Source organism: Bradyrhizobium sp. WU425 (assembly GCF_021052305.1).
Taxonomy (GTDB): Bacteria; Pseudomonadota; Alphaproteobacteria; order Rhizobiales; family Xanthobacteraceae; genus Bradyrhizobium; species Bradyrhizobium canariense_D.
The window spans coordinates 4591168-4603382 of sequence record NZ_CP088089.1; the positions used below are offsets into that span (position 1 = coordinate 4591168).

The window sequence follows — 12215 nt, forward strand, 5'->3', positions numbered from 1 at the left end:
CAGGGTTAAACGATCCTTAATGACAGACACGCGAAACTCGCTGACTGTGACCGCCGTGCGACGCTCCTTGCACGGATGGCCCAATCCACGTATGTACGGAATGCTGACGGCCGATATTTCCGGTTGTGTCGCATTCAGCCTCCCGGTGCAGCGCCGGAACTCTCAAGGTTTGGGAATTCCAGCGTTTTTCCGTTCCCCTCTAAGTCCAGCGCGGTGCGCGGCAGCAAGGTGGAGCGGGGCAAGCCCCGGCGGCGGAACGGTCCTCGGTTACCAACACGTTTCCGGGACGGTTCTGACAGCGGCGCAACCCGTTACCCGGTCCCTTAATCCCAAGGGAGCGGTTCGTAATACCCCAAGGCGAGCGCGCTCGCGCCATGCCTGGCCAACAGCAACTGATTGAGGGGCGGCCCCGCCGCCCAATGTTTCATACGGGCCGACGCTTGATGCGCCAGACTGTGCCGACCAATTCTGAAGGACCATTCGCGACGCTGCGGAGTGACAATTCCGCGCGCCGCTTCGGTCCTCCGGCTTTCGGTTCGGCAAGGCGCGAGAGACGGTGTTTCGGCCTTCCCCTCACCCCCGAATCAGGTGGACCGTCGCGTCACCCGGCAGCGCTGATGGCGCCCACGGTGAATCGCGCCCGCCGCCGCCAAGAGTTAAGACATGCCCAACAAGATGTTGATCGATGCCACCCACCCGGAAGAGACCCGGGTCGTCGTGGTCCGCGGCAATCGCGTCGAAGAGTTTGATTTCGAGACCGCGCAACGCAAGCAACTGCGCGGGAATATCTACCTCGCCAAGGTCACAAGGGTCGAACCCTCGCTCCAGGCCGCTTTCGTCGAATATGGCGGCAACCGCCACGGCTTCCTCGCCTTCAGCGAAATCCATCCCGACTACTACCAGATCCCGGTTGCCGACCGGCAGGCGCTGATCGAAGCCGAGGAGCAGGCCCATCGCGAGGCCGAGGAAGAGAGCGAGAACCGCTCCCAGGGCCGCCGCCGCTCCCGCCACCGCAATTCCCGCCGCCGTAGCCATGGCGAGCGCGTCCGCAGCGAGGTCGTCGAAGGCGATCCCGCGGCCCGGCAGGTCCAGGGCGAGGCCCTGCCTGAGGGCGCTTCGCACGAGGGCGAGCACCTGCACGCCGACGCAGAGCATCACGGCGAGCACGAAGGCCACGATCATCACGGCCACGAAGCACATGACCACGAAGGGCATGACCACGACGACCATCATCATGCCCATGGTGACGATCATCACGTGCACGAACATCACGACCACGATCATGATGGCGAGCACGATCATCACGACCATGATCATTCCGACGAGACACCGGCGCCTGTCGCAGCGATCGGCGCCGAGCCCGCGGTCGCCACCGAGGCCGTTGCCGAGCCGCAGGAGTTTGCCTCCGACGCACACGCCGACGATCTTGCCGAGGCCGTGACATCGGCTGCTGAGCCTGCCGACGCCGTGTACGCCGCGGGCGAGAGTGCGCAGGCTCCGCATCACGACTCTGAAGCGACGGCCGAGGATGACGACGAAGACGAGGACGACGAGGAAGCCGAAGAGGACGTCGTTGAATCCGTCGGCGGCGACGATGTGCTGGAGGAAGTGCCGGAGCGCACCTTCCGTCCCCGCCGCCAGTACAAGATCCAGGAAGTCATCAAGCGTCGCCAGGTGATGCTGGTGCAGGTCGTCAAGGAAGAGCGCGGCAACAAGGGCGCGGCGCTGACGACCTACCTCTCACTCGCCGGCCGTTATGCCGTCTTGATGCCGAACACCGCGCGCGGCGGCGGCATCAGCCGCAAGATCACGAGCGCGCAGGACCGTTCGCGCCTGAAGGAAGTGGTGCAGGATCTCGACGTGCCCGAGGGCATGGGGATCATTCTGCGCACGGCGGGTGCCGCCCGCACCAAGCCCGAGATCAAGCGCGATTTCGAGTACCTGATCCGCATGTGGGAGACGGTGCGCGACATGACGCTGAAGTCGCAGGCCCCGACCCTCGTCTACGAGGAAGGCTCGCTGATCAAGCGCTCGCTGCGCGACCTCTACAATAAGGAGATCGACGAGATCCAGGTGGCGGGCGATGCCGGCTATCGCGAAGCGCGCGACTTCATGAAGATGTTGATGCCCGCCAATGTGAGCGCGGTGAGGCAGTATCGCGACGGCCAGCCGCTGTTCTCGCGGATGGGCGTCGAAAGCCAGCTGGATGCGATGTTCTCGCCGACCGTACAGTTGCGCTCCGGCGGCTACATCGTGATCAACCAGACCGAAGCGCTGGTCTCGATCGACGTCAACTCCGGCCGTTCGACGCGCGAGCATCATATCGAAGATACCGCGCTCAAGACCAATCTCGAGGCCTCCGAGGAGGTTGCGCGTCAGCTTCGGTTGCGCGACCTCGCCGGCCTGATCGTCATCGACTTCATCGACATGGACGAGAAGCGCAACAACCGCGCGGTCGAACGCAAGCTGTCCGATTGCCTCCGGCAGGACCGCGCGCGGATCCAGGTCGGACGCATCTCGCATTTCGGCCTGCTCGAGATGTCACGCCAGCGCATCCGCGCTAGCGTGCTGGAATCCTCAACCGATCCCTGCACGCATTGCGGCGGCACCGGCCATGTCCGCTCGGTGTCCTCGGTTGCGCTCCAATTGCTGCGCGGCCTCGAAGAGATCCTGATGAAGGGCGCAACCCACAACCTCGTGGTCCGCACCCGCACCGACGTCGCGCTCTATGTGCTGAACCACAAGCGCGGCCATCTGCGCGACCTTGAGAACGGCTTCAAGGTCACGCTGTCGGTCATCGCCGACCCGAGCGTCAGCGGACCGCAGGCCTATGTCATCGACCGCGGCGAGCAGGTGCATACGCTGGAAGCCGCCAAGGCTCTGCTGGCGGCCCAGGCGGCCGCAAGCCCGCCGCCCCTGGTCGAAGAGGCCTATGACGACGAGGAGTTCGATCCGGAGAGCGAATCCGAGGTCGAGACCGAGGAGACCGAAGGTCTCATCGAGGAGCAGACCGCAGGCGACGCCGCTACCGAGCAGGACAGCCAGCGCCGCAAGCGTCGCCGTCGCCGCCGCGGTCGCGGTGGTCCGCGGGACGAGGAGACGCGCGAGGATGGCGCGCCCGCTATTTCCGAGACGGCCATGGCGGCCGGCGAAGGCGAAGAGGATGCCGAGGCCGAACCGGAAGGCGAGGAAGGCGAGGAACAGGCAGCCCGTGGCGAGCAGCAGGGCAGCGCCGATCGCCGTCGCCGGCGTGGTCGCCGTGGTGGCCGCCGCCGTCGCGGTCCTGGCGAGGAAGGTCTCGCCGGCTCCATCAGCGACGAGCTTAGTGCCAATGCGCCGTCGGAAGCCACCAACGCAGTCGCCGATTTCGACAGTTTTGGCGGCGAGGCAGCGCCCTCGATCGCGCAGGCCGAGCACACGTCAGAACCTCAGGTCACCCAGCCTGAGCCGCGGGCCGAAGCACGGATTGAAGCAACGGCCCAGCCTGAGCCGGCTCCTTCGGCCGCGGACGAGGAGCACGCGGACGACAAGGCTGCACGACGCCGTTCGACGGTTCGGGAAAAGGTGAGCTTCCTGTCGAGCAGCCAGAGTGAACCGGCACCGGTTGCACAGGCGGCCGAGCCGGTTGCCCCGCCCACACCCGCTCCGGAGCCCGCGCCCTCAGCGGCAAGCGAAACCTCGCCCGCACCGCGTCGTGCCGGCTGGTGGTCCCGCCGCTTCGGCGGCGGCGAATAGAGCAACAAGATAGTTGAAACCGCCCGGCCAAACCGGGCGGTTTTGATTTGGCGAGGTCAGCTCAATGCAAAGCGCGATCGTCCTCGGCGGCGGCATGATCGGCGTCAGCGCGGCGCTGCACCTGCAGCAGCGTGGCTGGTCCGTCACGCTGATCGACCGCAGAGAGCCGGGCCGAGAGACCAGCTACGGCAATGCCGGCATGATCCAGGCGGAAGCGGTGCGCCCCTACCCGATGCCGCGCGACCTCGCCACGCTCCTGAAGATCGCGACCGGCCGCACCAATGACGTGCGTTACAGCCTGTCTTCGCTTCATCTCCATATCGAGCCCCTGCTTCGCTATTGGTGGCATTCGGCGCCGAAGCGGCATCGTGAGGCGATCGACGCCTGGGCGCGGCTGATCGCCTACGCGACGGCGGAGCACGACATCCTCATTCGCGAAGCCCACGCCGACAATCTGATCCGCCGCGCGGGATACCGGCACCTGCATCGCGACGCAGCTTCGTTCGATCTCGCCGTCAAGGCGGCGGAAGAAGACCAGCGCGAATTCGGCGTGAGGTTTCGTGCGCTCTCGGGCGCCGAGCTCGCCAAGGCCGAACCTGTCCTGCGCGACGACCTGCCCGGCGCGATCCATTGGCTCGACACCTGGACCGTGTCCGATCCCGGCGCGCTGGTCACGGCCTATGCCGATCTGTTCGAGCGCCTCGGCGGCACCATCGTGCTCGGTGATGCCCAAAGCCTGCAGCAGACCGCCACCGGCTGGTCGGTCAAGACAGACCATGGGCGCGTCGACGCCGCCCACGCCGTCGTGACGCTCGGGCCGTGGTCGCCCGATCTCCTGCTCAAATTCGGCTATCGCATCCCGCTGGTGCGCAAGCGCGGCTACCACATGCATTACAGCGGCGGCGCCTCGCTCGATCTGCCGCTGGTCGACAAGGCCGGTGGCTACGCCATGGGTCCGATGGCGAAGGGTCTCCGCATCACCACCGGCGCGGAGCTGACCGGCCTGGACGCGCTGGCAACGCCCGTGCAGCTCGCCAGCGCGGAAGCTTCCGCGCGCGAGCTGATCGACCTCGGCAAGCGGGTCGAGCCCGACCCATGGTTCGGCACCCGCCCCTGCACGCCCGACATGCTGCCGGTGCTCGGCCCCGCCCCACGCCATCCCGGCCTCTGGATGAACTTCGGCCACGGCCACCAGGGCTTTACGCTGGGACCCGCGACCGGGCGCCTGCTCGCGGAGATGATGAGCGGCGAAACGCCCGCGATCGATCCCACGCCGTACCGGCCGGAGCGGTTCTAAGCCCTCGCAGCGAAAGAAAAAGGGCTGATCGAGGATCTCGACCAGCCCTATTATTTCAACATCTGACGGCGCTCGGCACCGCCACATGCAGATCAGTCCGTCGTGACCGCCGTTTCCATGTCGGTCGGATCGATCTGCCGGGCGAGGTTGGCGTTGAGCTTGTCGCGATCGAGTTCGCCCTCCCACCAGGCGACGATCACGCAGGCAACGCCGTTGCCGCACAGATTGGTCAGCGCGCGACACTCGCTCATGAACTTGTCGATGCCGAGCACGATCGCCATGCCCGGCACGAGGCGCGGATCGACCACGGCGAGCGTCGCCGCCAGCGTGATGAAGCCCGCGCCCGTGATGCCGGAGGCGCCCTTCGAGGTCAGCATCGCCACCACCAGGATGGTGAGCTGCTGGCCGAAGGTGAGATCGAAGCCCAGCGCCTGCGCGATGAACAGCGTCGCCAGCGTCATGTAGATGTTGGTGCCGTCAAGATTGAACGAATAGCCCGTGGGCACCACGAGGCCGACCACCGACTTGGAGCAGCCGAGGCGCTCGAGCTTTTCCATCAAGGACGGCAACGCGCTTTCCGAGGACGAGGTGCCGAGCACAATCAGCAGCTCGTCCTTGATGTAGGCGAGGAACTTGAAGATGGAGAAGCCGGCGAAGCGCGCGATGATTCCGAGCACGACGAATACGAACAGCGCCGCGGTCAGGTAGAACGTCGCGATCAGGCCGACCAGGTTGAGGATCGCCCCGGTGCCGAACTTGCCGATGGTGTAGGCCATCGCGCCGAATGCACCGATCGGGGCTGCGCGCATCACGATGGAGATGACGCCGAACACCGCATGCGCGGCGTCGTCGATGAACGAGCGGATGGTGTGGCCGCGTTCGCCGAGCCCCATGATGGCGAAGCCGAACAGCACCGAGAACAGCAGCACCTGCAGGATCTCGCCTTGCGCGAAGGCGCCGACGACGGTGTCCGGAATGATGTGCAGCACGAAGTCGACCGACTTCTGGCCTTCGGCCTGCTTGGCGTAGTTGGCGACGGCCTGCGCATTGGCGGCGGCACCGCCGAAGCCCGCACCCGGCTTCACCAGATTGCCGATGACTAGGCCGATCACCAGTGCGAAGGTCGAGACGATCTCGAAATAGACCAGCGCCTTGACGCCGATGCGGCCGACCTTCTTGGCGTCCTGGATATGGGCGATGCCCGAGACAACGGTGCAGAAGATGATCGGCGCGATCACCATCTTGATCAGCTTGATGAAGCCGTCGCCGAGTGCCTTGATCCACTCATTGGTGGCGACCGACGGCCAGAGCCAGCCGACGATGGCGCCGAGCACGATCGCGATCAGCACCTGGATATAAAGTACCTTGTACCACGGCTTGGCGGCGGGCGGCGCGACCGGCGCCCCCACCATCGTTGTCGTCGTCATTGTTTCACTCCCCCTCAAAACGCCAGGCCAGCCAAGATCAACTTGGCCGGCCCTGTCAATCGGAACTGCTCGATATTGCGCGCTTTACCCGCGATCGACCACCCGGCGTATCGCCGGCATCAACGTCGCGCCCAGCGCGTTCTTGACCAGCGACGCCGCAACGAACGGCATCAGGCCGACCTGCCACGCCTTTGCGGCGCCCAGGCCGAGACCGAAGGCCAGCCAGCCAAAGCCCGCGGCCAGAATGAGGATGTGGCCGGCCGCCATGGCCGCAAACAGCAGCGTTACGCTGCGATCCCAGCCGCGCTCGGCGAGCCAGCCGGTGACGAAGGCGGCGCCAATGAAGCCGAACAGGTAACCCGCGGTCGGGCCCACCAGCGGTGCAATCCCACCGACAGGGCCGGCAAACACCGGCAGGCCCATCGCGCCCTCGGCGAGGTAGGCGATCATGGTTGCGCTGCCAAGCCGCCAGCCATAGGCGGCGCCGATCATCAACACGACCAGCGTCTGCAACGTCATGGGGACGTAAGGCAGCGGCAGGTTCACCTTGGCTGACAGCGCCATCAAGACGGTGCCGAGCGCAATCAGCACGACAGCGCGCAAGGCGCCGACGGTTTCACCCGGCCGGATCGGCCACATCAATGCGGCGAGAGGAGAATGCGTGGTGGTAGAGGGGACGGAACGGTCAGACAAGTTGCACTCCAGAAGGCGGGCGAAAACTGGCGGCTATTTAAGCCAGTGAGCGATCCGGTCAACTGCTTCCCGCATCTCCGCAGCCGAACGCGCATAAGAGAGCCGTATGAATGAACGACCATGGATGGGATCGAAGTCGAGGCCCGGCGTGACCGCGACATGGGCCTGTTCGAGCATCTGCTTGGCGAACTCGAAACTGTCGGAGGTGAAATCCGAGACGTCCGCATAGAGATAGAACGCGCCGTCGGCCGGCAGAAATCTGGTCAGGCCGGCCTTGGGCAATCCCTCGATCAGGATGCGCCGGTTTTCCTGATAGCCGTGCTTGATCTCCTCCATCTCGGCCGCGCCGTCGAAGGCCGCTTCGGCCGCGATCTGCGACAGCGACGGCACCGAGATCGACAGGTTCTGCTGCAGCCGCTCGATCGGCCGCACCAGAATCTCGGGCAGGACCATCCAGCCGACGCGCCAGCCCGTCATGCAGAAATACTTCGAGAACGAGTTGATCACGAGCGCGTGGTCCGACAGCGCCGCAGCCGTCACGGCGGGAAACGCGTAGTCGAGCCCGTGATAGATCTCGTCCGAGATGAAACGGATGCCGGCGTCTTCCGCCGCAGCGATCAGGCCGGCGAGCGCCTCGCGGGACATCATCGTCCCGGTCGGATTGGCGGGACTGCCGACCAGCACGCCCTTCAGCGGCGCCTTGCGATGGGCGGCCAGCAGCGCCTCGCCCGTCAGCGCATGGCGGGTCTCGTTCGTGGTCTCGATCAGCACCGGCTCGCAGCCGAGCGCGGTAAGGATATGACGGTACGGCGGATAACCCGGCACCGTCACGGCAACGCGGTCGCCCGGCTCAAACATCGCCAGGAAAGCCAGAATGAACCCGCCGGAGGAGCCGGTGGTCACTACGACCCGCTCGGGGCTGACGTCACAGCCATAGGCATCGCGATAATGCCGCGCGATGCGCTCGCGCAAGGAGGGGATGCCGAGCGCTGAGGTATAGTCGATCCGCCCGGCCTCGAGCGCCGCATGGGCGGCTGCAATCGCGGTCTTAGGCGCGCCGGCGGCGGGCTGGCCAACCTCCATGTGGATGACATGGCCCCCGGCCGCCTCGATTCGGGCCGCCGCGGCCATCACGTCCATCACCATGAACGGGGGAACATCGCTGCGGCGGGAGGGCGCGAGCCACTGCCCCAACCGGTTCCTCAAGGTCCCATCGTGCATCGATTTCTGCTATTCGCTGGCGGGGCCGATCCGTCCGACCCGGGAAAAACGGGGTGCTTGCGCCCCAGACTGGCCGCATTGTACGGCTCATAAGGGGAACGGCTCAAAAGGGCATATCGCGTATCCGGTCCGCCGCCAATCGCCAAAACCAATCACGAAACTGCTCGACCAAGAATGCTTGACCAGCCTGCTGGTAAGACCCTTTGACCCAGACCGCTTGATGTTGTTCCAGATCGCATTGCGCAAGAAGGCCACCGCCCTCATCTCCCTCCTCGCGGCGGCTGCGATCGCGCTGACGCCGTTCTCGGCCGCGCATGCGCAGGCCAAGGGGCCGCCGGTCCTGCGCGACACCGAAACCGAGCAGCTGCTGCGCGAATACACCCGCCCGATCCTGCGCGTCGCCGGCCTGGAGAAGCAGAACATCCAGATGGTGATCGTCAACGAGGGCTCGTTCAACGCGTTCGTCGCCGATGGCCGCCGCATCTTCGTCAATTACGGCGCGATCCTCCAGTCGGAAACGCCGAACCAGATCATCGGCGTGCTCGCGCACGAGACCGGGCATCTGGCCGGCGGTCATCTGTCCAAGCTGCGCGAGCAGCTCGCCAACGCCCAGACCCAGATGATCATCGCCATGCTGCTCGGTGCTGGCGCGATGGCGGTCGGCAGCACCCGCGGCAGCGGCAGCGCCGGCAACAATGGCCTTGCCAATGCAGGAGCCGCCGCCCTCGCCGGCCCGCAGGAGATGATCCGCCGGACCTTGCTGTCCTATCAGCGCCAGCAGGAGGAGAACGCCGACCGCGCCGGCGTGAAATTCCTGACTGCGACCCAGCAGTCGCCGAAGGGCATGTACGAGACCTTCAAGCGCTTCACCAGCGAGAGCCTGTTCGCGGCTCGCGGCGCCGATCCCTATCTCCAGTCGCACCCGATGCCCGCCGAGCGCGTCGCTTCACTGCAGGAGTTCGCCAGCGCCAGCCCTTATTGGGACAAAAAGGACGATCCCGCGCTCCAGCTGCGCCACGACATGGTGCGCGCCAAGATCTCCGCCTTCATGGAGCGGCCGGAAACGGTGTACCGCCGCTATCCCCTGACCAACGACAGCATGCCGGCGCGCTATGCCCGCGCCATCAGCACCTATCTGCACGGGGATTTGCGCAGCGCGCTCACCCAGATCGACGCGCTGATCCAGGTCCAGCCCAACAACGCGTATTTTTACGAGGTGCGCGGCCAGGCCCTGCTGGAGGGCGGCAAGCCGGCGGAGGCGATCCCGGCCCTGCGCAAGGCTGTCGCACTTTCGAACAACGCGCCCCTCATCGAGATGTTACTTGGGCAGGCTCTGGTTGGGTCCGATAATAAGGCCTACACCGATGACGCCGTTCGGATTCTCCGGGCCGCGGTCGCACGGGAACCGGAGGCCGTGCTCGGCTACATGCAGCTCGCGATGGCGTATGGCCGGAAAGGCGACTATGCCGAGGCGGATCTGGCGTCGGCGCAGGCCGCCTATCTGCGCGGCGACAACAAGACCGCCCGCGAGCTTGCGACGCGCGCGAAAACCCGTTTCGCCGTCGGCACGCCCGGATGGGTCAAGGCCGACGACATCGTGGCGTCGAAACCGCCGCGCAACTGACAAGACCAAGACGATCTTACAAGACGACGCCTTACGCCACGACGCCTTACGAAACGACGTCACGACACCGAGCTTAAGTCCGCCGGGACGTTTTCCGAAACCTGCTTTGGATAAGAGGATTTGCCTATGCCTTCGCTGCGCCTGCTTGCTCCCGCGCTGTTTGCGCTCGCCATGTTCGGCGCAGCCGCGCCCGCGTCGGCCGACAGCTTCTCCGATGCCCAGCGCACGGACATCGAGGCGATCATCAAGAACTATCTCGTCACCCATCCCGAGGTGCTCGAGGAAGCGATGACCGAGCTCACCAAGCGCCAGGCCGCGGCGGAGACGCAGAAACACGAGGCCAGCGTCGCTCAGAATTCCGATGCGATCTTCAACTCTCCGCGCCAGGTCGTGCTCGGCAACAAGGACGGCGACGTCACCTTCGTCGAGTTCTTCGACTACAATTGCGGCTACTGCAAGCGCGCGATGGACGACATGCTCACCCTCATGAAGGCCGATCCGAAGCTGAAGGTGGTGCTGAAGGAGTTTCCGGTACTGAGCCAGGGCTCGGTCGAAGCGGCCCAGGTCGCCGTCGCGGTGCGCATGCAGGATCCCTCCGGCAAGAAGTACCTCGACTTCCACCAGAAGCTGCTCGGCGGTCGTGGCGCGGCCGACAAGGCGCGCGCACTTCAGGCGGCCAAGGAAGCTGGCCTCGACACCGCTCGAATCGAGAAGGACATCGGCAGCGCCGAGGTGCGCAGCACCATTGAGGAGAACTTCAAGCTCGCCGAAGCAATGGGCATGAACGGCACGCCGAGCTACGTGATCGGCAAGCAGATCGTTGTCGGCGCCGTCGGTGTCGATAGCCTGAAGGAAAAGATCGCTGTGGCCCGCTGCGGCAAGGCGACCTGTTAAAAAGGCGACCTGCTAACAAGGCGACTTGCTGATCAGCGATCTGCTCTACAACTTCACGCATGAAAAGGCCGGCTGAAAAGCCGGCCTTTTCATTGCGCCGAAATTTGGCGCGCGCATTCATCTGGCATTCAACAAACAAAAGCCTCGGAACCACCGAAGTTCCGGAACAACTCAAATCTCCTTTCGTTGTCGGCGCGGGCAATGACGCAAATGAACCCGTGAGGAGAATTCCATGTCTAACCGCTTTATGATCTCGGTTGCCACACTCGCGCTCGTCGCGGGCACCGGTCTGGCGAACGCACAGGGCACCATGAACCGCGACAGCGGTGGCGGCGCCGGTGGTGCGCAGACGCAGCATTCGCAGCCCTCCGGCGGCGCCGCCGAACGCGGCGGCTCGATGGGTAAGGAATCCGCCCATGAGAAGGGCACCGTCGGCCAGGCCGGCGGCTCCAGCAGCATGAAGTCCGGCACGTCCGCCGAGGACAAATCCTCCGGCGCAACAAAGGACGAGCACTCCGGCCGCGAGATGAACAAGAACGCGGCTGAGGACAAGTCCGGCGCCACCAAGGGCCAGCACACCGACGAACGCGCGCAGGGTCAGCAGGACAAGTCCAAGAGCATGAGTCAGGACACGAGCAAGTCCGGCGCCAAGGACCAGAAGGACATGAAGGCTGAGGGCGCCAAGAGCGGCACCAGCAGCACCAACAATGCCGAGAACCAGAAGGGTACCGAGACGCGCACCAACCAGAACGCTCAGGGCCAGACCGGCACCAGCACCAACCAGAACGCGCAGGGTCAGACCGGCACCAGCTCCAACCAGAACGCGCAGGGTCAGAGCAGCACCAACACGACGGTCGGTCAGGCCGGCGCGGGCGCCAAGCTCTCGACCGAGCAACGCACGCAGATCACCTCGGTGATCCGCGAGGAGCACGTGCGTCCGGTGACCAACGTGAACTTCTCGATCTCGGTCGGCACCCGCATTCCGCGCGAGGGTATTGAGCTGCATACCCTGCCGTCCCGCGTCGTGACGATCTATCCGGAATGGCGGACCTATCGCTACGTCCTGGTCAAGGATGAGATCGTGATCGTGAATCCGGACACCTATGAGATCGTGGCTGTCCTGAACACGTAAGACGATACCCGGCAACCATCGGGGGCGGGCAGCAATGCCCGCCCCTTTGCCGTTCGGCCGGCAGCCATGCTTCGGACTGGTTAACGAGCAATTTCCGTAGCTTCCACACAGATTTTTGCACCCCGGATGAGGTATCTGAAGCCACCTCGGAGGTCCTTCAAGGCTTCCCCTCACGCGCTTTGTTACCTATAA

Annotated in this window: 9 protein-coding genes; 5 read left to right on the plus strand and 4 right to left on the minus strand. The window is 65.1% G+C overall.

Features of this window, described 5'->3' with window-relative positions:
* Window positions 1-573: 573 nt before the first annotated feature.
* Window positions 574-1311, minus strand: a complete 738-nt coding sequence (locus tag BcanWU425_RS37560) for a hypothetical protein (RefSeq protein ID WP_311979546.1) — start codon at window positions 1309-1311, stop codon at window positions 574-576.
* Here BcanWU425_RS37560 and BcanWU425_RS22285 point away from each other — a divergent pair.
* Window positions 1258-3735, plus strand: coding sequence for an Rne/Rng family ribonuclease (locus BcanWU425_RS22285; protein WP_326951097.1), 2478 nt, complete (start codon window positions 1258-1260; stop codon window positions 3733-3735). The genes BcanWU425_RS37560 and BcanWU425_RS22285 overlap by 54 nt on opposite strands.
* 64 nt (window positions 3736-3799) lie before the next feature.
* Window positions 3800-5032 carry an NAD(P)/FAD-dependent oxidoreductase gene (locus BcanWU425_RS22290; protein ID WP_204511082.1) on the plus strand — a complete coding sequence of 411 codons (1233 nt, stop codon included), beginning with the start codon at window positions 3800-3802 and terminating at the stop codon, window positions 5030-5032.
* A gap of 92 nt (window positions 5033-5124) precedes the next feature.
* On the opposite strand, the gene BcanWU425_RS22295 is transcribed toward BcanWU425_RS22290, so the two are convergent.
* The 3 genes from BcanWU425_RS22295 to BcanWU425_RS22305 all read right to left on the minus strand — a co-directional run bounded on the left by BcanWU425_RS22295 (window position 5125) and on the right by BcanWU425_RS22305 (window position 8373).
* Window positions 5125-6459 carry a dicarboxylate/amino acid:cation symporter gene (locus BcanWU425_RS22295; RefSeq protein WP_018454476.1) on the minus strand — a complete coding sequence of 445 codons (1335 nt, stop codon included), beginning with the start codon at window positions 6457-6459 and terminating at the stop codon, window positions 5125-5127.
* Between the two features lie 84 nt (window positions 6460-6543).
* Window positions 6544-7098 (minus strand): biotin transporter BioY, encoded by a 555-nt coding sequence (locus BcanWU425_RS22300; protein WP_204513929.1) that lies wholly within the window; start codon window positions 7096-7098, stop codon window positions 6544-6546.
* Between the two features lie 87 nt (window positions 7099-7185).
* Window positions 7186-8373 carry a pyridoxal phosphate-dependent aminotransferase gene (locus BcanWU425_RS22305; RefSeq protein WP_204511081.1) on the minus strand — a complete coding sequence of 396 codons (1188 nt, stop codon included), beginning with the start codon at window positions 8371-8373 and terminating at the stop codon, window positions 7186-7188.
* Window positions 8374-8593: 220 nt separating this feature from the next.
* On the opposite strand from BcanWU425_RS22305, the gene BcanWU425_RS22310 reads away from it, so the two are divergent.
* From BcanWU425_RS22310 to BcanWU425_RS22320, 3 genes are all read left to right on the plus strand, one after another.
* Window positions 8594-9997 (plus strand): M48 family metalloprotease, encoded by a 1404-nt coding sequence (locus tag BcanWU425_RS22310; RefSeq protein ID WP_018454479.1) that lies wholly within the window; start codon window positions 8594-8596, stop codon window positions 9995-9997.
* A 126-nt stretch (window positions 9998-10123) separates the two neighbouring features.
* Window positions 10124-10891: a DsbA family protein gene (locus tag BcanWU425_RS22315; protein ID WP_018454480.1), complete on the plus strand. Its 768-nt coding sequence runs from the start codon at window positions 10124-10126 to the stop codon at window positions 10889-10891.
* Window positions 10892-11123: 232 nt separating this feature from the next.
* Window positions 11124-12023 (plus strand): DUF1236 domain-containing protein, encoded by a 900-nt coding sequence (locus BcanWU425_RS22320; protein WP_085353522.1) that lies wholly within the window; start codon window positions 11124-11126, stop codon window positions 12021-12023.
* Window positions 12024-12215 lie beyond the last annotated feature (192 nt).

Coding starts and splice junctions, on each gene's coding strand:
- BcanWU425_RS37560 (WP_311979546.1), bottom strand. CDS start 1,311: ATGGTCGTGATGATCGTGCTCGCCATCATGATCGTGGTCGTGATGTTC.
- BcanWU425_RS22290 (WP_204511082.1), top strand. CDS start 3,800: ATGCAAAGCGCGATCGTCCTCGGCGGCGGCATGATCGGCGTCAGCGCG.
- BcanWU425_RS22295 (WP_018454476.1), bottom strand. CDS start 6,459: ATGACGACGACAACGATGGTGGGGGCGCCGGTCGCGCCGCCCGCCGCC.
- BcanWU425_RS22300 (WP_204513929.1), bottom strand. CDS start 7,098: ATGTGGCCGATCCGGCCGGGTGAAACCGTCGGCGCCTTGCGCGCTGTC.
- BcanWU425_RS22305 (WP_204511081.1), bottom strand. CDS start 8,373: ATGCACGATGGGACCTTGAGGAACCGGTTGGGGCAGTGGCTCGCGCCC.
- BcanWU425_RS22310 (WP_018454479.1), top strand. CDS start 8,594: ATGTTGTTCCAGATCGCATTGCGCAAGAAGGCCACCGCCCTCATCTCC.
- BcanWU425_RS22315 (WP_018454480.1), top strand. CDS start 10,124: ATGCCTTCGCTGCGCCTGCTTGCTCCCGCGCTGTTTGCGCTCGCCATG.
- BcanWU425_RS22320 (WP_085353522.1), top strand. CDS start 11,124: ATGTCTAACCGCTTTATGATCTCGGTTGCCACACTCGCGCTCGTCGCG.